Annotated in this window: 21 protein-coding genes; 12 read left to right on the top strand and 9 right to left on the bottom strand. The window is 36.6% G+C overall.

Annotated features, from left to right (window positions below; genetic code table 11):
• Positions 1–2 precede the first annotated feature (2 nt).
• From CEF18_RS11885 to CEF18_RS11870, 4 genes are all read left to right on the top strand, one after another.
• Positions 3–731 carry a glycerophosphodiester phosphodiesterase gene (locus tag CEF18_RS11885; RefSeq protein WP_110936670.1) on the top strand — a complete coding sequence of 243 codons (729 nt, stop codon included), beginning with the start codon at positions 3–5 and terminating at the stop codon, positions 729–731.
• Positions 732–864: 133 nt separating this feature from the next.
• The gene (locus CEF18_RS11880; RefSeq protein WP_110936669.1) at positions 865–1,236 is read left to right on the top strand and encodes a c-type cytochrome; all 372 of its coding nucleotides are present in this window, start codon (positions 865–867) and stop codon (positions 1,234–1,236) included.
• A 120-nt stretch (positions 1,237–1,356) separates the two neighbouring features.
• On the top strand, positions 1,357–2,061 hold the full coding sequence (locus CEF18_RS11875) for a tRNA (adenine(22)-N(1))-methyltransferase (RefSeq protein ID WP_110936668.1): 705 nt from the start codon (positions 1,357–1,359) through the stop codon (positions 2,059–2,061).
• On the top strand, positions 2,055–3,176 hold the full coding sequence (locus CEF18_RS11870; protein WP_110937678.1) for a Nif3-like dinuclear metal center hexameric protein: 1,122 nt from the start codon (positions 2,055–2,057) through the stop codon (positions 3,174–3,176). The genes CEF18_RS11875 and CEF18_RS11870 overlap by 7 nt, the downstream gene beginning before the upstream one ends.
• Positions 3,177–3,292: 116 nt before the next feature.
• Here CEF18_RS11870 and CEF18_RS11865 read toward each other — a convergent pair whose 3' ends face one another.
• From CEF18_RS11865 to vrrA, 3 genes are all read right to left on the bottom strand, one after another.
• Positions 3,293–4,252, bottom strand: coding sequence for a 4-hydroxy-3-methylbut-2-enyl diphosphate reductase (locus CEF18_RS11865; protein WP_110936667.1), 960 nt, complete (start codon positions 4,250–4,252; stop codon positions 3,293–3,295).
• A gap of 261 nt (positions 4,253–4,513) precedes the next feature.
• A complete protein-coding gene (locus tag CEF18_RS11860; RefSeq protein ID WP_110936666.1) occupies positions 4,514–5,011 on the bottom strand; it encodes a CarD family transcriptional regulator in 498 nt (165 codons plus the stop codon).
• 175 nt (positions 5,012–5,186) lie between these two features.
• On the bottom strand, positions 5,187–5,753 hold the full coding sequence (vrrA, locus tag CEF18_RS11855) for a VrrA/YqfQ family protein (protein WP_183040879.1): 567 nt from the start codon (positions 5,751–5,753) through the stop codon (positions 5,187–5,189).
• 278 nt (positions 5,754–6,031) lie between these two features.
• Here vrrA and CEF18_RS11850 point away from each other — a divergent pair, with 278 nt between their 5' ends.
• Complete coding sequence (locus CEF18_RS11850) at positions 6,032–7,333, top strand: DEAD/DEAH box helicase (RefSeq protein WP_110936664.1); 1,302 nt, start codon at positions 6,032–6,034, stop codon at positions 7,331–7,333.
• A gap of 146 nt (positions 7,334–7,479) precedes the next feature.
• Positions 7,480–8,379, top strand: a complete 900-nt coding sequence (locus CEF18_RS11845; protein WP_110936663.1) for a deoxyribonuclease IV — start codon at positions 7,480–7,482, stop codon at positions 8,377–8,379.
• A gap of 235 nt (positions 8,380–8,614) precedes the next feature.
• Here the strand turns inward: CEF18_RS11845 and CEF18_RS11840 are convergent, their stop codons facing one another.
• Entirely contained in the window at positions 8,615–8,878 is a 264-nt protein-coding gene (locus tag CEF18_RS11840; protein WP_183040880.1) for a DUF2624 family protein, read from the bottom strand.
• 308 nt (positions 8,879–9,186) lie between these two features.
• On the opposite strand from CEF18_RS11840, the gene CEF18_RS11835 reads away from it, so the two are divergent.
• On the top strand, positions 9,187–9,900 hold the full coding sequence (locus tag CEF18_RS11835; protein ID WP_223292295.1) for a lytic transglycosylase domain-containing protein: 714 nt from the start codon (positions 9,187–9,189) through the stop codon (positions 9,898–9,900).
• Between the two features lie 252 nt (positions 9,901–10,152).
• Here the strand turns inward: CEF18_RS11835 and CEF18_RS11830 are convergent, their stop codons facing one another.
• Together CEF18_RS11830 and CEF18_RS11825 are read right to left on the bottom strand one after the other, a co-directional pair.
• Positions 10,153–12,258 (bottom strand): RNA degradosome polyphosphate kinase, encoded by a 2,106-nt coding sequence (locus tag CEF18_RS11830; RefSeq protein WP_110936661.1) that lies wholly within the window; start codon positions 12,256–12,258, stop codon positions 10,153–10,155.
• 10 nt (positions 12,259–12,268) lie between these two features.
• Positions 12,269–13,804 (bottom strand): Ppx/GppA family phosphatase, encoded by a 1,536-nt coding sequence (locus CEF18_RS11825; protein WP_223292294.1) that lies wholly within the window; start codon positions 13,802–13,804, stop codon positions 12,269–12,271.
• A gap of 169 nt (positions 13,805–13,973) precedes the next feature.
• On the opposite strand from CEF18_RS11825, the gene CEF18_RS11820 reads away from it, so the two are divergent.
• The 4 genes from CEF18_RS11820 to CEF18_RS11805 are packed head-to-tail and all read left to right on the top strand — an operon-like array spanning position 13,974 to position 16,943.
• Complete coding sequence (locus CEF18_RS11820) at positions 13,974–14,798, top strand: metal ABC transporter ATP-binding protein (RefSeq protein ID WP_110936659.1); 825 nt, start codon at positions 13,974–13,976, stop codon at positions 14,796–14,798.
• Positions 14,795–15,622 (top strand): metal ABC transporter permease, encoded by an 828-nt coding sequence (locus tag CEF18_RS11815; protein ID WP_110936658.1) that lies wholly within the window; start codon positions 14,795–14,797, stop codon positions 15,620–15,622. The genes CEF18_RS11820 and CEF18_RS11815 overlap by 4 nt, the downstream gene beginning before the upstream one ends.
• Positions 15,623–15,652: 30 nt before the next feature.
• Complete coding sequence (locus CEF18_RS11810; protein WP_110936657.1) at positions 15,653–16,498, top strand: metal ABC transporter permease; 846 nt, start codon at positions 15,653–15,655, stop codon at positions 16,496–16,498.
• A gap of 19 nt (positions 16,499–16,517) precedes the next feature.
• Complete coding sequence (locus CEF18_RS11805) at positions 16,518–16,943, top strand: Fur family transcriptional regulator (protein WP_110936656.1); 426 nt, start codon at positions 16,518–16,520, stop codon at positions 16,941–16,943.
• Between the two features lie 73 nt (positions 16,944–17,016).
• Here CEF18_RS11805 and CEF18_RS11800 read toward each other — a convergent pair whose 3' ends face one another.
• Positions 17,017–17,580, bottom strand: a complete 564-nt coding sequence (locus tag CEF18_RS11800) for a 5' nucleotidase, NT5C type (RefSeq protein WP_110936655.1) — start codon at positions 17,578–17,580, stop codon at positions 17,017–17,019.
• Positions 17,581–17,754: 174 nt separating this feature from the next.
• Between CEF18_RS11800 and CEF18_RS11795 the strand changes: the two genes are divergently transcribed.
• Positions 17,755–18,354 (top strand): hypothetical protein, encoded by a 600-nt coding sequence (locus CEF18_RS11795; protein ID WP_110936654.1) that lies wholly within the window; start codon positions 17,755–17,757, stop codon positions 18,352–18,354.
• A 60-nt stretch (positions 18,355–18,414) separates the two neighbouring features.
• On the opposite strand, the gene ispG is transcribed toward CEF18_RS11795, so the two are convergent.
• Entirely contained in the window at positions 18,415–19,524 is a 1,110-nt protein-coding gene (gene ispG / locus CEF18_RS11790; RefSeq protein ID WP_110936653.1) for a flavodoxin-dependent (E)-4-hydroxy-3-methylbut-2-enyl-diphosphate synthase, read from the bottom strand.
• Positions 19,525–19,620: 96 nt separating this feature from the next.
• Entirely contained in the window at positions 19,621–19,983 is a 363-nt protein-coding gene (locus CEF18_RS11785) for a hypothetical protein (RefSeq protein WP_110936652.1), read from the bottom strand.
• Positions 19,984–19,999: the final 16 nt, after the last annotated feature.

The raw sequence follows: 19,999 nt of genomic DNA, 5'->3' as shown, positions 1-19,999 counted from the left end.
CGATGGACATTATTGCGCATAGAGGAAACAATCGTTACACCCCTGAGAATACGATGGCTGCCTTTATGTCAGCTGTAAAATACCCTATAAAAGGAATAGAGTTCGATATTCAATGGTCTAAAGATAATATCCCGGTCGTTATTCATGATTCAACAATTAACAGGACTACAAATGGAAGTGGTGCTGTTCGTTCTTTTACATTACAAGAGTTAAAACAATTTGATGCAGGAAGTAGTTTTAAAGAATCATTTAGAGGAGAGAAGATTCCTTCTTTTGCTGAAGTACTAAATTGGTCAAAAGATCATTCCTTAAAGCTACATGTTGAATTGAAGCAGCAATCTGATAATCACCATTTATTTGTGAAAAGTTGTGTAAATGAAATTCTACAACATGGCGTTACTCATTCCGTCATTATTTCAACATTCTATCATCCGTATATAGCCGAAATAAAAAAACAAGCTCCTGAAATTGAAACGGCTTTGTTGACGAAAACTCCAATTTTCAGAGGACCAAATTATGCACAGAAAATAAAAGCGGATGGCATACACATACGACATAGCTTTCAGTCGATAAGATATTATCGGAGATGGAGTAAAAAAAATGTTCCGGTGAGGGTTTATAACATCAAAACGATACGAGAAGCTAAAATATGTAAACTATGTGGGGTTGATGCTATTATTACAGACGATCCTCGGGCTATGACGGAGGATTTTGGGTTATCCGATCGATAAAAATATCAATTGTGATGGAAATAGATATTTTACTTTTCTATTGTTAGTTTTTCATATACAATATAATAGAGCTTTGCGATGTGAAGCGTTTAAAATTAATTATCTTAGTATATAATAAGGGAGGTACATACAGATGAGAGGAAAACCACTATTCCCTTTCGCATTAACTGCATTTCTAGGGATCGGTTTAATCATTGTTTTATCGTTTGTTGGTATTAATCAGGAGGATATTGCATCCGAAAATGGTGAAGGCAATGAAAACGCTGCGGAAGAAGAATTTGCAAGTCCTGTGGAATTAGGAGAAAATATTTTTGAAGGTACCTGTGCAGGTTGTCACGGCGGAGACTTGAGTGGTGCGTCAGGTCCACCATTAAATGGCGGAAATCTTTCGCACGATGATGTTCTGGCTGCAATTGCAGAAGGTCCAGGTAATATGCCTGATGGACTAGTAGCAGGAGAAGAAGCTGATGCTGTAGCTGAATTTATTATGGCTGAATCTGAATAATTAATTAGTAAAAGAAGGATCATGTATCCTTCTTTTTGTCATATAAAAGGAAGTTCAAAAACATTATTATTTTTTTAAATGCTTTGAACCAGTATTAACATAGGAGCTAAGGTGATTTTTATGAATGAACAAAATCTTTCGATACGATTACATACTGTTGGTGGATACGTGATTGGAGACACTGTAGCAGATATAGGCACAGATCATGCTTATTTACCTGTATTTTTGGTGCAAAACAAAAAGTGTAAAACGGCCATTGCCGGAGAAGTAAATGAAGGACCGTTGAGCTCAGCAAGATCTCTAATTAACAAACATGAATTATCGTCGAAAATTACAGCGAAGTTAGGTAGTGGACTGGAAGTTCTTGAAGGTGAAAATGTCGATACTATTGTGATAGCGGGCATGGGCGGACCATTAATAACTTCCATTTTAGATGAAGGAAAACAACAATTAGTGAATGTAAAACGACTGGTTTTACAACCAAATGTAGCTGCTAATCATATTAGAAAGTGGCTCTTTCAACATCAGTGGAGTTTGATAGCAGAAGAAATGGTAGAAGAAGATGAGCATATTTATGAAATAATTGTTGCAGAGCCAGGTAAACCTTCTGCAATGTATAGCGACAACTTAGAAAAGGAACTCTGGATGGGACCTTGTTTATTGAAAAATAAAAATTCTACTTTTCAAAAGAAATGGATAAGGGAAGAGTTAAAATTAGAACACGTGAGATCGCAAATTCAACAAGCAAAAAAAGAAACAAATAAAGAAGAAAAAATGAATGAAATTTCAAAAAGATTACAATGGATCAAGGAGGAATTATCGTGAAGTTAGCGAATGGCCAAACGATTATTCAGTCATTTGAACAATTTTCACCAAAATCTTATGCTGTTGAAGGTGATAAGGTCGGTTTACAGGTAGGCACGTTAAATAAACCGATAAAAAAAGTAATGATAGCATTAGATGTCTTGGAGACAGTGGTTGATGAAGCTATTGATAATGATGTTGACTTAATCATTGCTCATCACCCTGTTATATTCAAACCTATTAAAGCTCTGCGCACTGATACTGGGTATGGAAGAACAATTGAAAAACTTATTAAACATAATATCACTGTCTACGCTGCTCACACAAACCTGGATGTAGCACCAGGTGGTGTAAATGACATGATGGCAGATGCATTAGAACTAACTGACCTTCGTGTACTCGTCGAGACAGATACGGATCCATTAATGAAGCTTGTTGTGTTTGTTCCTGAAGAGCAGGCTGATAACGTAAGACAAGCGCTTGGAGGAGCGGGAGCGGGATATATAGGTAACTATAGTCACTGCACCTTTAACTCACTAGGCACGGGTGCTTTTAAACCTGAGGAAGGAACGGATCCATTCATCGGTGAAAAAGGTAAAATGGAGTTTGTGGATGAAGTAAAAATAGAAACGGTGTACCATGCATCGCAGCAAAAAAAAGTAATCCAAGCGATGACCAAAGCACATCCCTATGAGGAAGTTGCCTATGATCTATATCAAATAGCTTCTCCTGGAAAACCCTTGGGTTTAGGAAGAATTGGTTATTTGGAAAATGAGTTAACGTTAGATGAATTCGCGGAGAAAGTGAAGCTTGCTTTTGACGTAAAGGGTCTTCGTGTGGTTGGTGAAGGAAATCGGAAAGTTAAAAAAGTAGCTGTTCTTGGTGGTGATGGAAACAAATACACTTTCCAGGCAATAAGGCAAGGTGCGGATGTTTATGTTACCGGGGATCTATACTATCATGTGGCTCACGATGCGATGGTAGAAGGGTTAGCGATGGTAGACCCTGGACATAATGTAGAAAAAATTATGAAAGAAGGGGTACGTAAAAAAGTAGAACTTTTTCTTAGAGATAAGAAATATGATACAGAGGTTATTAGTTCTAATGTTCATACCGATCCTTTCCGATTTTTGTAGAAAGAGTGTTACTTATAAAGAGTTGATATAATTTAGAAACTTGAATCCGCTCTAGGCAGGTTCTATACTAGAGCGAAGGCCACCAAAAATATTTTGGCGGCCTTCTTCTTAAAATACTATACATTTTGAATTTTTTTCTTCTTTTTAATCTTTGGAAGAATTTTAGTTAATTTCACCATACTAGTAGTATCCCAAGTGTGTGGGTCATCCTCGTCAAAGTTTTGTAGAAAAGTAATAACCTCTTTTGTAATAGGTGTGGGTGTACTTGCTCCAGAAGTGACAGCAACTTTATCAATGCCTTTTAGCCATTCCAAGTGAATTTCATTTACATGGCTAATGCGGTGAGATGGTGTGTCTGCAATATCTTTGGAAACTTGAGCAAGGCGATTCGAGTTGTTACTTTTCGGATCACCGACCACGATAAGTAGATCAGCTTCACCAGCTTGCTTGGCAACAGCCTCTTGACGTACCTGAGTGGCTAAACATATTTCATTGTGAACTTCTGCATGAGGATACTTTTTAATTGCCGCATTTATCACATGGGAGACGTCCCATTGACTCATTGTTGTCTGATTTGTAACAAGAATCTTATCATTGTTAAGTTCTAAATTTTCTACATCTTTGACGGATTCTACAAGATGCACAACATCAGGAGCAACGCCAATAGCCCCTTCTGGTTCTGGATGGCCGTTCTTTCCTATATAGATGAATTCGTATCCTTCATCTTTTTTACTGCGAATAAGGTCGTGAGTCACCGTTACATCCGGACAGGTAGCGTCAATAGTAGTAAGTCCCTTTTTCTTTGCTAACTCTCTTACCTCAGGAGAAACACCGTGAGCTGTAAAAATAACTGTCCCTTTATCTACCTGTTTTAGTATTTCTAAACGGTTAGAACCATCAAGTGTAATAACACCATCAACCTCAAAAGCATCTGTAACATGTTTATTATGAACGATCATACCCAGAATGTAGATAGGTCTAGGTAAATCCAGATTATCTGCGGCTTGTCTGGCCAGAGCCATAGCATCTACCACTCCATAGCAATAACCTCGTGGAGATATTTTAATGACTTCCATGAGAAATCCTCCTCTATAATACAAATATCATTTTTCTCTTTAAATTCATTTCTCAGCTAGTAACCATTATACTAACTTCACTATCTCATTATAAAGCTTGTGTCTTTGGAAAACAATCAAAGAGATAGGGGTTAGAAAGGAGAAGGGAGGTAATAAATAACACGTGAAGGTTTCTTTAATTGCAAAAAGAGGGCACTGAAAAAGTTAAAAACGACTTTTTCAGTGCCCCCTTAAAATGCTATTCAATTGACAGAACAACTATTAAGCACCTTGTGACTGGGAATTTTCATTTATAAAGCTTAATGCTTCTTCTTCACTAATATCATTAACAAGCATTAATTCACTGGCGATAAATTGTTTAGCGCGATCTAAATTTTTACGATCTTCCATATGAAGGCCGTTGTTTCGTTCGCCCTCTTTTGAAGTTAAGTTTGCAATGACGCTTGCAGCATCTAAAATACTACCGGTTTTCAGAAGTGTTTCATTTTCCTTTGAATATGGACGAGCTGCCTCTTTTTTAACGGGGACTTCGCAGGTTTTTAAAGCTACTGCCAGTTCTTCAAGCTGGGTAGTTTCAATGATTTTCCTTAAACCGGATTCTTGAATACGCTTTTCTGGAAGCATTAATGTTACGTGATTCAAAGGGAAATAAACAACATAGTACGTTAGTTTTTCACCAAGAATATCTTTTTCTTCCATGTCTTTAATTTGCCCTGCCCCATGGTAAGGGTAAACGACACTGTCTCCCACTTTAAACATAGACATTCCTCCAATACAATAATATTTCTATTATAGCACAAAATAATTTAAAATAAAAATTTTACTATGTTAATTCCGATTAGTCAATAAAAAGATTCGAGGAAATGTGATAAAATATTCCTTACTATGTATGCTACATCGTGTCAGACGATGTAGGTAAATTTCCAGTAAAACACTATACATAAAGTTTTGGTTTTGACGGTTCGGATTGGAATGTAGATACTTTTTTCTTAGGAGTGATTTTTTTCGGCACAGGAACTTGTTTCTTCACCTTTTTTTCAATAGCGGGTGAGGCTTTAGGTATCGATGAAGTTGATTTTTTATCTTCCTCTGAAGGATCAGCAGGTTCTACTGAAGTGGAAGAGTCTTCGGCATCATCCGTATTTGATTTTAATACCGCAAGTAAAGCGGGTAAAGACTTTAGAAGGGGACCATATTGTTGAACGATTGGTCCTACTGTTTGAACAGTTTTAATAACGTGTTGAGCATGTTGGGCATAACCTAGCATTTGACCAATATTCATCCCGCTTGCAGCAGAAGGAGCGCCGGTAACGGCAGGTGCAGCAGCAGCAGCAGCAGCAGCTTTCCCACCGAGTAATTTAGATAAAAATCCCTTTCCACCTGATGCAGCAGCAGCGGGTGGGGCTTGAGGCGCGCCACCGGTGAAAGGACCAGGTTGAAAAAGATTAAAGCCCGGATTAGAAGGTGGTTGAAATTGTTGATATGGTGGAGGGCCAAACATGAATATCATCCTTTCGTGCAAATTCTTCTCTTATTAGTCATATGCAAACCATCAAAAGTTGTTTGGGCGTTATTCTCATAAAATAGAATAAGGTACGCAAAATATGTAATGTATTTTGGATTTAGACATAGAGGGGAAGAAGAAACGAATTAATCTTGAGGAGATAACAAGTAAAGTCTTCTTTAGAACTAGCCTTCACGATTGTTTTCATGATAAAATAGGTAATTAGCTTAGCCGATTCGTTTTGTATAAAGACGAAAAGAGAAAGAAGGAGTAAGATGAAACATAATTTTGAACGATTTGAATTAAAGAGCTTTCTTATTGAAGCCTTGAAGGATAATGGGATAAATTTACCTACTGAAATTCAAGAACGCCTCATACCAGCAATAAAGAATGGACAAGATGTCATTGGAAGATCACATACGGGCACAGGAAAAACATTAGCTTTTCTATTGCCAATACTTCACAATGTAGATCCTGCATCAAAAACCACCCAACATATTATTGCAGCTCCAACTAGAGAATTAGCCACACAGCTATACGAAGTTTTTACTTCATATAGTCAAACGAGTGAAGATCCAATTACGACATCATTAGTAGTTGGTGGGACAGATCGTCTACGTATGATTGAAAAAGTTAAAAATCAACCGCATGTCATCATAGGTACACCAGGAAGAATTTTAGATATGTTAAACCAGCAGGCGTTAAAACCATCCGCCATAAAAACCTTTGTCGTTGATGAAGCGGATCAAATGCTTGATATGGGCTTCATTGAAGATGTGGATCTCATTGCATCTCGATTAGGTGAGGATCTTCAGCTTCTAGTTTTTTCAGCAACAATTCCTGAAAAGTTAAAGCCTTTCCTGCAAAAATATATGAAGAATCCAAAGCAAATTGAAGTGGAAGCAAAAGGTGCTTCTCCAACTCGCATGGAACATTGGCTCGTGCCGGATCGAGATCGGGACCGTGAAGATTTACTTGTGAGAATAGCAAAAAAGGTTAATCCTTTTCTGGCGATTATTTTTACTAACACAAAAGACTCAGCGAACAAAGTATTCAGCCGCTTGCAAAAAGAAGGCTTGAATGTTGATTGTATTCACGGCGGTGTTCCTGCTCGGAATCGTAAAAAAGTATTGAAAAAATTGCAAGATGCTGAAATTCAATATTTGGTCGCAACTGATTTAGTGGCCAGAGGAATTGACATCAAAGGAATTAGTCATATTATAAATTATGAAATTCCTAAAGAATTAGAATATTACGTTCACCGAGTAGGAAGAACAGCTCGTGCCGGGTGGGATGGTATTGCCATTACCCTTTATGGAAGAGATGATCAGAATAGTATTGAAAGACTAGAAAAACAGAAAATTAATTTTAAGTATACAGAACTGAAAAAAGATGAATGGACTACGATCGAAAAGAGATCATTTCAGGTACAAAACAGATCAGTAAAGTCTGATGATAAGGGTGCCAACGCAAAAATTAAACTTCCTAAAAAAGTAAAACCAGGCTATAAGAAGAAAGCAAAACAACAAATGGAAAGAGATGCAACACGACAACGAAGACTGAACCGAAAAAAATAATAATGATTTTCTTACCACTCATTCCAGACTTGTTAATTCGGTTTTGGAAGAGTGGTAAGTTCTTATTACTGGGACTTTAAGCTTCACTACATATAAAAAAATACGTTTTTAGTATTACTTCGTTAGATTTGAAAGGGGAAAATAAGATGTTATTAGGATCTCATGTTTCAATGAGTGGTAAAAAAATGCTGTTAGGAGCCAGTGAAGAGGCTGCTTCATATGGTGCAACGACATTTATGGTGTATACAGGAGCGCCACAGAATACACGTAGAAAAGCAATTGAAGACTTGAATATAGAAGCAGGTCAAGCACATATGAAAGCCAATAATATCTCTAATATCGTTGTGCATGCACCTTACATTATTAATATTGCAAATACAACGAAGCCGGAAACTTTCCGATTAGGAGTCGATTTCCTTAAAAGTGAGATTGATCGTACAGAAGCACTAGGTGCAAAACAGATCGTACTTCATCCAGGCGCTCATGTTGGTGCAGGTCCTGATGAGGGGATTAAAAAAATTATTGAAGGATTAAATGAGGTTTTAGATCCGGATCAAGACGTGCAAATAGCTTTGGAAACAATGGCAGGAAAAGGAACTGAATGTGGTCGGTCTTTTGAAGAATTAGCTAAAATTATAGACGGAGTGACTCACAATCAACAACTCTCCGTTTGTTTTGATACGTGTCACGTACATGATGCGGGCTATGATATAGTGAATGATCTAGATGCTGTACTAGCAGAATTCGATCGGATCATCGGGTTAGATCGACTAAAGGTACTCCACGTGAATGATAGTAAAAATATTAAAGGAGCCAGTAAAGACCGTCATGAAAATATTGGTTTTGGCCATATTGGATTTGAAACGCTAGAACGAGTTATCTTCCATGATGCGCTAAAGAAAGTTCCTAAGATATTAGAAACACCTTATGTAGGAACAGATAAAAAAAATAAAAAAGCTCCTTATCAAAAAGAAATAGAAATGTTAAAAGCTCAAACTTTTAATCCTTCACTAAAAGAGGAATTGTTAGTAATAACTAATTCGTGAACTAATGACCTGGATTAAAAAGCCTGTTGGCTATTTTCTGCGGGAAACGATTTCAGCCTCTGCGAAAAAGTCTTCCTAAGGGGTTTTTCGCTATTTTTTTTGCTACTGTAGTCACAGCCTTCGTTTCTTCGATCAACGCTAATATATGAAACAGCTGAAATAAAAAAAGTGTTGAACATGTTTTTCTTCCTACCTGTCCAACACTCTTTAAAAGCATTTGTAGGGAAGTATTATCTTACTCTAAATAATGTTCATACGGTTTCAACAAAAGTATTCCCTGCTGATAGAGCTGGGGATATTTTTGTTTTAATTGTGCTTTAATATTATTAACCTGGTTTTTATTACTAATATCAAATGGTTGTGCGTGTAAAATGGAAAGAATTTGGTTAGCTTCTTTCACTGTGAGTGAAATGCCTTCTTGACGTCCCATACGAATAAGTTCTTTAGCTGTTAGATTTTTGATTTTTTGATTAACAACATCTTTTATAAACGGATTCAATGTATTACCTCCTACTGTAGTAAACAGATATGATTAACTTAAGATTATTTAAAATATGTCAAATTAGGAGAAATGTGCAATAATCATGTTTAATTGCAGTTGAAGACTGGGAATTGATTTTTTGTTTTCACAGCTATCGTTTGTAGGGTGATCAGGATTCTGATCACCCTTTTAATTCAAAACATAAATAGCTGTTGTTTGTAATTCTACTATTAAGGGTACTAGTATATGAGTGTAATAAGTTGCAAGTTGTGTGTAAAACGTTTATTATGCTAATTTGTAGTTATATTATGAAGGAGGAACAAACAATGCGCAATCAAATGATTATAATGATCATTACAATTGTTGTCCTCGTTGGAGCTTCAATTATTTTAGGCAGCGAGTATTCGACTACTCAAAAATCAATTGAAGAATTGAAACTTGAAAAAGTAGAACAGCGAGAACCGCTAGTCAATTTAGAATTGGAAAGAATGGAAGCTTTTTTTGAGCAACTGCCAGATGATTATGATGCAAGTGAATATGACGGATGGGGCGAAGCGCGTCACGTAGCTGATCAGTTGTATGATGATAGCAATAAACTCTTTAAAAGAGAATGGGGGACTTTATTAGCACTTGAATCTCAAAAGAGAAATGTTGACCCCTATATTGTTTATGAACTCTTAAAGGTAGAGACTGGAGGGCAGTTTGACCCGTCGTTAGTCGGTCCTGAAACAAAGTATGGGCATGCTTATGGGTTAGCACAATTTATGAAAAATACTGGTCCTTGGATAGCAGATATGGCAGATCTTCCATATAATGATGAGAAATTATTTGATCCGCACTTTTCCATACAATTATCTGTCGTTTATTTAGAATTTCTGCATAACGAATATGGGGATTGGAACCATGCTTTAACTGCTTACCATCGAGGAATGACTGGCTTAGAAAATTATAAAGATGAAAATGGGCATGCCAAAAGTGAGTATGCCGTGGAAATACAGGAGAATGCTGAAATTACAGAACTTTTGGCTTATGATCAGTAACATATAAATTCTAATAAAAGGGGATGTCTCGTTTGTTCAAACTTTGAGCTAACGAGACATCCTTTTGTTCGAAGATAAGAATTTATAAAATTGGCAGCTACCTTCACACCACACGTATCAAGGGAAACCCACCGCCCCCGAGTAGCACTTAGACGCACTGCGTAGGTGCTACTCGGGGGCGGTGGAAGCTGACGCTGTATTTAATAAAAGACTGCTTTGCCGCTATTCTTATACGCAAGGCGGTTCACTTTTCTATTTAGTAGTATTATTCTTTGCGGCTAGCTGATAGATAATATGTTGGCTTTGGATATTTTTCGTTTCTTCATTGTTGTCTACATAGCAATAGCTGCCATCAGTTTGAAGAGAACGAGCCTTTTTATTGTCTAATAAAGTAGTTTCCAAAACTTCTTTAATTCGTTTTTTAGCTCGACCTTCGTAAACAGGGAAAAGAAGTTCAATGCGTTTTTCCATATTCCTTGTCATCCAATCAGCAGACGAAAGAAATATTTTATCTGCTCCATTCTGATGAAAGTAGAAAACACGACTATGCTCAAGAAAACGATCAACAATACTGATTACTCGAATGTTTTCGCTTACATTTTTAATCCCAGGTTTCAAACAACATATTCCTCGTACAATTAAATCAATTTTCACCCCTGCTTGGCTTGCTTCATAAAGTTTTATAATAATGGGTTTATCGGTTAAGGAATTCATTTTAGCGATGATACGCCCGTCTGAGTTTTTCTCATGTTCGATAATTTCGCGATTAATCATCTCTACAAAAGTATCTCTCATTTCAAAAGGAGCGAGAACTAATTCCCGCCAAGAAGGATTTTCACTGTATCCGCTTAGTACGTTAAAAAAATTGGTAGCATCTTCTCCAAACGATTCCTTTGAAGTTAAAATCCCCATATCCGTATAAAATTTGGCGGTAGTATCGTTGTAGTTACCAGTACCAAGATGAACATATCTTTGAATTTTTTCATTTTTTTTCGTAATAATAAGCGTGATCTTGCTGTGTGTTTTTAATCCTGTCAGGCCATAAATGACGTGGCAACCTGCTTTTTCTAACTTTTTCGCCCATTGAATGTTTTTTTGCTCATCAAATCTTGCTTTTATTTCGACTAAAACGGTGACTTGTTTTCCAAATTTTGCTGCTTTTGCTAACGATTTTATAATTGGGGAATCTCCGCTAACACGATAGAGAGTTTGTTTAATAGCAAGAACTCGGTCGTCTGTAGCCGCTTGAGCAATCATGTCGACAATAGGTTGAAATGATTCATAGGGATGATGGAAAAATAAATCTTTTTTATCTACAACATCAAATATATCGTCATCCATTGATAAACCTGCAGGATACTGAGGGAACAATTTTTTATATACAAGATGTTCAAAGTATGTGGATTCCTGATCGTAAAAATCTAACAAGAACGAAAGATCTATAGAGCCCTCGACTTCATAAACATCATCTTGCTTTAACTCCAGAACTTTTAATAAAAAAAGCAATACTTTCTTTTCCATGTTTCCTTTTTGAATTTCTAATCTTACTGCAGAGCCCCACTTGCGCTTTTTCAATTCCTTCTCAATTTCACCTAATAAATCACTTGCACTCTCTTCTTGAATGGTTAAATCAGCATTTCTTGTAATTCTGAAAGGAGATACGGAATGAACTTTATTACCTTGAAATAGTTCTTTGATAAAATAGCTAATAACCTCTTCAAGCATCACAAACCCTTTATTTTTGTTAGAGGAAGGAATGTTAAGTGTTCGGTCTAAAACAGCTGGGACTTGTACAATTGCTAATCTGGCAGATGTGTCAGAAGAGTTGTCCTCTAATAAAACGGCTAGGTTAAGACTTTTGTTAAGGAGTATCGGAAAAGGACGGTAAGCATCAATAGCCATAGGAGTCAGTACAGGAAAAATATAGTTTTTGAAATGGTTCGATACAAAGTTGTATTGAGTAGCGTTTAAATCTTCTATATTGAAAAACTGTATACCTTCCCCTTTGAGTATTGGTTTCAACGTGTCTTTAAAGAGTTGATCATGTGATTTAACGAGTCGACGGCTTTGTTGACTAATTTTTTGTAATTGCTGATTAGGTGTCATTCCAGAGGTACTATCTAACTTGTTAAATCCTAACTTTAGTTGATCTTTTAGGCCTGCTACCCGTACCATGAAAAACTCATCAAGATTTGTTCCAAAAATTGCGAGGAACTTCAATCTTTCTAATAATGGGTTACGTGTATCAGATGCTTCCTCCAATACTCTTTTGTTGAAATATAACCAGCTTAATTCGCGGTTATTATAGTATAGAGGATCGTCTAAATTCACTGCTTGTCGTTTGGATTTATTTTTCATAGCAGACCTCCTAAATAGGCACAAACGTTAACTGAATTGATTTATTCAATACGCGTTCAAGATGTTTCTTATATTTCGTTGCATTAAATTCTTCAAAGAATGGATCGTCTGTGTGAAAAATATTCAAACCAATGGTTCTTTTATGAACAAATGATACTTTTATTTTTTTAATAACATTTCTATCGGACGCATTCAGGCCGTGAGAAAACTTAAGAATAGCTCCAAGTAATTCATACTTAGATATTTCTTCTTTATTTATCCAATCACTAAAAGGTTTTGCAAATTGTTTTAAGCTAGATTTAGATTGGAAGGAAGAAATAAAGGCCACGGCTAGCCGATCCATGTGAGAAAGACCGTCTATTGCTTGGTTTGTCAATAAATAGAAGGTGTGTTGACTTTTAGCCTCTGGGTGAATAGAACTCCCTATATAAAACACTTTGGCAGACCATTTCATAAGATCTAAATCTTCAGATGTTAGAGAAATGAGCTCGTGATGAAGCAATTCATGGACAAGGAAACTGGAAAGGACAGCAATATTTTTATGCTTCGTTATGTTTAAACTATAGTTTATCGATAATTGATAAAAGTTTTCCTCGGTAACGTTTTGAAAGTGACTAGTATTTAGTGGTTCCAAAAAAAGTTTGTAAAAAATGCCATCTCTTAAGCCTTTATTACTGACCACAAACTCATCTGCTCGCACATGATAAAGAAGTTCTTCTATGGCAGCTATGGCAGGAAGAATGATATCTGCACGATCTTTGGATAAACCATCTACCTTTTCCCTTTTGCTGAGGGGAAGACCAGAAAGTTTGCTCTGAACAGATGTAACATCGACGGTTGACATCTGATATTGATGAAGCCCGGATAAAGGATAAGAAATAATATTTTGATGGACGAGTGCGAGATTTCTCGCACTACCCCCAATACCTATAACAGGAACACTTTTGTCCTGCAGCCAAGGAAGGGAAGAGTAGGATTCTTTTAAAAACGATGTTAATTTTGTCCACTCTTCTTTTGTAGGGGTACTTCCAGCAACAAATTGATTTTTTAATGTAATTGCTCCAAAAGGGAAACTGTGGGAATGCTGAAGAAGCCGATCTTTAAAATACGTTATTTCCGTACTGCCACCACCGATATCAATCGTAATTCCTTCTTCTAGTTGTGTGGAATTTGTAACTGCTAAATACCCGTAATATGCTTCTTCTTCTTCAGAAAGTATTTTTATATCAAAATTGGAGTATTTTCTCATAGCTTTTAAAATTTCTTGTTTATTTTTAGAATTTCTAATTGCCGCAGTTGCTACTCCTTTTACACGGGAAATACTATAATCTGCAAGGACTTCTTCAAATTTATGTAACGTTTTAATAATGATATCAATGCCTTCTTTCGACATGATGCCTTCTTTTGTGATATAACTACTTAATCTTGCGACAACCTTTAAGTTTTGAATCTCTTTATAGCAAGCCTTTTCATTAATATCGTAAACAACAAATCGAATGGAGTTTGAGCCCATATCGATGATTCCAATCTGCTCTGCTTTCATCATTAATGCCTCCTTATAACTATACCTATAGTATATAGGGGAAAGACATAAAATGCGAGAAACTGTTAAGATACGACACATCTCAAATGATTTACAAATTTAGCAGGCTCATGTATACTTTTGTGAGAAGTTAAATCGGAATGATTCTGATCATAAACATTGGAGGATCAATATGAAAAAAGAAAGACACCCATTAGCAATTGATGTAGAAGGGGTTTCATTTGCTTACAATCAAAGAAATGTCTTGGAAGGCATTCACTTAAAAATACCTCAAGGGTCTTTCTTAGGAATAGTTGGACCAAACGGATCAGGTAAATCTACATTAATTAAAAGTATATTAGGACTGTTAAAACCTAACGAGGGAACAGTGAAATTATTTGGAGAAGAGATTAACAAGTTCGACAGTTGGAGTCGAATAGGCTTTGTTTCTCAGAAGGCAAACAGTTTCAACAGTGGTTTTCCAGCAACTGTTTTTGAAGTAGTTTCAATGGGGTTGTTCGGTAAAATAGGCTTATTTCGCTTCATGACAAAGAAGTACAAACAAAAGGTGTATGAAGCAGTGAAGCAAGTCGGCATGGAAGAGTATTTATCTGAGAATATTGGTCAATTATCGGGGGGACAGCAGCAAAGAGTATTTATAGCACGTGCGCTGGTAAGTGATCCTGATTTACTTATTTTAGATGAACCGACAGTTGGTGTGGATGCTAAATCAGTACGGAACTTTTATACGATGCTGAAAAAGCTTAATAATGAAAAAGGGATTACTTTGGTGCTCGTTACTCATGATATAGGTGCAATGTCTGAATATGTCACAGAGGTTGCCTGCTTAAATAAATGTCTTCATTTTCATGGAAACAAAGAAACGTTTGAAAATAAAAAAGAAGAAATGATGTCAGCAATGTATGGTCATGATGTTAATCTTTTAGAACACAATCATGAACATGATCACCATCATCATGACCATGACCACGATGATGTATGGAGAGATAAGCAATGATTGACGTTTTTTTCCAGTACGATTTTTTAATGTACTCTTTGTATACAAGTTTAATGATTGGTTTTTTAGCACCCTTTCTTGGAGTATTTATTGTAGTACGCCGTCTTTCTTTGATGGCGGATGCTTTATCTCATATTACTTTGACTGGGATAGCGTTTAGTTTATTGCTTGGAAGGCATTATCCTTTATTTGCAGCACTTAATCCGGTATATATGGGAATAGCTTTTTCGGTTACAGGTTCTATTTTTATTGAACGTTTAAGAAATGTCTATAAATTCTATAAAGAATTGGCGATTCCTATTATATTGTCAACGGGGATCGGTATAGGTGTTGTGTTTATTTCACTTGCCAATGGCTTTAATAATGACTTATTTAATTACTTGTTTGGAAGTGTTATAGCAATTAACAAACAGGATTTTTATGTTGTCATCATCGTTACAATTATTGTGACAGCATTGTTAATTTTGTTCTATAAGGAGTGGTTCTTTTTAAGCTTCGATGAAGAACAAGCAGTTATTTCCGGGATTCCGAGAAGAACGCTCCATTTTCTGTTTATGATTATGGTAGCGCTGGTTATAGGTATTTCCATGCAAATAGTAGGTATATTACTTGTTTCTGCATTAATGACTTTACCAGTAGCTGCTGCAATGAGGTGGGCAAGAGGCTTTAAACAAATGTTTTTCTATGCCATTTTATTCGGTGAAATTTCAGTATTAACAGGTCTCATTAGTGCCTTTCATCTCGACTTAGCACCGGGAGGGACTATTGTTATGGTTAATGTACTTATCCTGCTTGTTTCTATCACACTGACCAAAAAACGTTAGGCATTATAAAAAAGAAGTAAGGTGAGAAGGTTGGAAATATTAGAGCAATTAACATTTTTAGAACGAGGTGTGATCGCAGGTATTATTATAGGATTTTTAAGTCCATTAATCGGAGCCTTTTTGCTTGTAAGAAGAATGACGATTATTTCAGAAGGGCTCTCTCATATTACCCTCACTGGTATTACAGCGGGGATATTCATGAGTCAGAGTGCTTTTTGGTTAGGACCTGTCAATCCCTTATATACCGGACTCTTATTTTCATTGGCCGGTTCGCTCCTAGTCGAGAAACTTAGGCAGATTTACAAGGATTTTCAAGAGTTGGCTATTCCGATTATTCTTTCAACGGGGATCGGTATGAGTGCAATTTTAATTAGTTTAGTACAGAGTAGTTATACAGAATGGTACAGTTATCTTTTCGGAAGTATTGTTACAGTCACTTTATCCGACTTGTTTTTCATTGTCATCACTGGCATAGTGACTGTTGTTATTTTAGCAGGGTTTTACAAAGAATTATTATCTATTTCTTTTGACCAGGAATTTGCTGTCACATCGGGGATCTCAGTTAAAAAAATAAACTTTTTATTCTCTTTACTCATTGCACTGGTGATTACTATGTCTATAAAAGTTGTAGGGATATTGCTTGTAGGTGCAATGGTTACACTGCCTGTTGCGGCAAGTATTCAGTTTGCAAAAAGCTTTCGCCAAGTAATATTCTTTGGTATTCTATTTGGAGAGATCTCTGTAATAGGTGGAATTGTCACTTCTTATTATTTAAATATAGCTACCGGTGGAATGATCGTTGTTTGCGGAGTTACCATACTTGTAGTATCTATCGTTGTCCAACGAATAATTGTACGTTTGAGGAAAACGGTTTAATTTCTAAGGGGGTCAATAGATGAATGTTGTAGAAGCAAAAGAACTGCTGAAAACAGAAGGTTATAAGCATACAGATAAACGAACAGACATTTTACAATTATTTTCGGATGAAAGCAGGTATTTAGCAGCAAAAGATGTTCTCGAAGCTCTGCAGAATAAGTATAATGGCTTGAGTTTTGACACGATTTATCGCAACTTATCCTTGTTTACCGAACTAGGCATCTTAGAAACCACAGATTTGGATGGTGAAAAGAAGTTTCGATTTTCTTGCTCGACAGATTATCATCATCACCACTTAATTTGTTTAGATTGCGGGAAAACAAAACATATTCATCAATGCCCTATGGATACGTCAATTATATCTGATGAAGGCTTTCAGATAATCGATCATAAATTTGAAGTATACGGCTATTGTGAACAGTGTGGAGAACAAAAAAACGTTTGATAAACCCGCCGTCTTGGCGGGTTTATCTGTGTAGAATATGACTGAGTACCCGTTTTGATATAAGTCAGCTTTTTCAGAAAATCGTGGACACTTTTTGCTTTGCTTCTTTCCAATCAGCAACTCTAAAGACGTTACTTGGTACAGGGAGCTGGTTATATGGGGTGTTCATAAGTATTACTGGTATATGGCACTCTTCAGCAATATTACAAGCATTATCATGTTTGTCCTCAAAAAAGATATCGACATTATGTTTTTTTACTGCATTCAACTTATCGTGTTGGCCTAGTAATTCAATGTGATCATAAGGCACTGTTAAACGGTGAAACCATTCTTCCGTGACGGTCTTGACCTCTTTAGGTCTTGCACTGATAAAATACAATTCATGATACTTTTTCCAATCAAGTAATGTATCTTTAGCATGTTCTGCCATTTCAGCTTGTTTGTAAATGTTTGGTTCATGAACTTTCATCCAATCTAGAAACTGTTGCTTTGTTAAGCCCAGTACACCGCTAAGTTCATACTCGACGATATCATCCAGCGTGAGTTGTTTCTCGAAATGTTTGTTAAGATACGGTAAGAATGTATCTGGATTAGTAATCGTTCCATCAATATCAATACCGAATCGGTATTTTCCCATCATGAACACCTTCTTTTAATAAATGATTTAATTTTAAAGCTGTTGTAGAAAAAAAGCATCTTCGCAAGGCTATTGTCTGCTTTCCTCCTACTGTGTAATCTTTCCTCTTATGCTTTTATTGTCTCATACTCATACTAATTGTACACCTTGCATCTTTGAAAGGAGGGAAAAGTAATGATAAGTTATGATGAATTGGATGATGAAAAGATAGAGGACGATTTAGAAGAAGAATTGTTAGCGCATCATCAAGAGAAGCAAGAAGAAAAAGTTGATCAAGTGGTTCAAGAAGAACAAGGCTTACTAGGGGAAGATGAAACTGAAAATCAAGACTTTTTAGAAGAAGATGAAACGGAAGATCAAGCGTTACAAGAAGACCAAACGATAGAAGAAAGTTACAATGATGAACGTCCGTTAGATCGACCGGAAGAAAGAGAAATAACAGAAGTGTATAGAGAAGAAACAGCAGCAGAGATTGCACCGAATGCAGGGGCTGGTATAGCTGGGTTTAGGGAACCGAGACCAGAAGCAGAAGAGGGTAAAGAAGAAGTGACCAATGAGGAAGATACAAAAGCAGCCGGCAAAGGTGTCGGCGCATTAGGTATAGCTCTTTCCATTGTGTCACTATTTTTTCTGCCAGTTATATTTTCAATCGCAGGTATTATTTTCGGCGCAATCTCAGCTAAAAAGGATCATCCGGGAATAGGGTATACAGCAATTGGTATTGGAGCATTTTCTTTAATCATGAGTTTTTTCTTCGCACCTTTCGTCAGTTAGTGAACAACAAAAAAAAGAGAGAGGGCGACTTTAGAGTCACCCTCTTTCTGCTATTTCCATTTATTCTTGTTCTTGCAGTTTTTCTTTTTCTTTTGCATAATGTGCTTCGGCCAATATATTAATTTCTTTTTTCAATTCATCTACTAGTTCAGCTTCTGGAACCTTTCGGATCGTTTTCCCTTTACGGAATAGAAGACCTTCTCCACGTGCCCCTGCAATACCTATATCTGCTTCTTTAGCTTCACCTGGACCATTTACAGCGCAACCTAAAACGGATACTTTTATCGGTGCCTTGATCGTTTGAAGATATTCCTCGACTTCATTAGCGATACTAATTAAATCAATTTCAATTCTTCCGCATGTAGGGCAAGAAACAAGAGTTGCAGCATTTGTTGCTAATCCGAATGTTTTAAGTAATTCTTTCGCTACTTTTATTTCTTCCACCGGATCTGCACTCAATGAGATACGCATCGTATTTCCTATTCCTTTACCTAACAAAATTCCGAGACCAGCCGAACTTTTAACTGTTCCTGCAAAAAGTGTTCCAGATTCCGTAATTCCTAGGTGAAGCGGATAGTCAAAAGCTTGAGCAGCTTTTTCATATGCTTCTACGGCTAAATTCACGTCGGATGCTTTCATAGAGACGATAATGTCGTGAAAATCTAGTTCTTCCAGTATTTTAATATGATGAAGAGCACTCTCGACCATACCATCAGCTGTTGGATAACCGTACTTCTCTAAAATACGATTTTCTAAAGAACCTGCGTTAACCCCGATTCGAATTGGAATTCCTTTAGCTTTAGCGGCGTTTACTACGGCTTCTACTTTATGCCTTTTGCCGATATTACCAGGATTAATTCTAATTTTATCGGCACCGCCTTCAATAGCCTTCAATGCTAAACGATAGTCGAAATGTATATCCACGACAAGCGGAATATTTATTCTTTTCTTTATTTCAGATATTGCTTCTGCATCTTTCATTTCTGGACAAGCTACACGTACGATTTGACAACCGGCTTCTTCAAGTCGGTTTATCTCTGCTACAGTAGCATCAACATCATGGGTTTTAGACATGGTCATACTTTGCATGATGACCTCATCACTACCTCCGATGGTTAAGGATCCTACTTTTACAGCTCGTGTATCTTTCCTGTGAGTCATTTGGGTCATTATTCATCATCGCCCCTTTTGCGCGTTTAGGTCAATAAAATATGTTCTATCGTATTACATTGTAACAACGCAGGAGAAGCGTGGCAAGAAGTATGATTAATTCGTAACATTATCTTTATACAATGGAAACTTATATTGTTCGTTTGCTATCAATTGATTAGCTGATATTTCAGGATTTAAGGTTTCAAAGTCTTCTAAAACTTCATGGATCGGGATAGCAAAAGGCTGCCCTTCATGAAGTTCTTGCACGATTCCATATACGGTTTGCCCGGGTTCAACAATTATCACTTGATTCGGGATAGCAACAGGAGGTGGTACTACTGATTCTTCTTCGTTAGAAACAGAATCGTTCTCTGGACTGGTTTGCGGAAGGGTAGTAGGAATAGAACCCGTTGTCAGATCAATCCTTACACAGAAACCAATGATAATTATAAGTAATATTGTTATTATTGGACGCATGGTAATCCTCCTTTTG

This window comes from Salipaludibacillus neizhouensis (genome assembly GCF_002886185.1).
Classification (GTDB): Bacteria; Bacillota; Bacilli; order Bacillales; family Salisediminibacteriaceae; genus Salipaludibacillus; species Salipaludibacillus neizhouensis.
The sequence above is the reverse complement of the archived record's forward strand: the minus strand, read 5'-3'. Positions and strand labels throughout refer to the sequence as shown.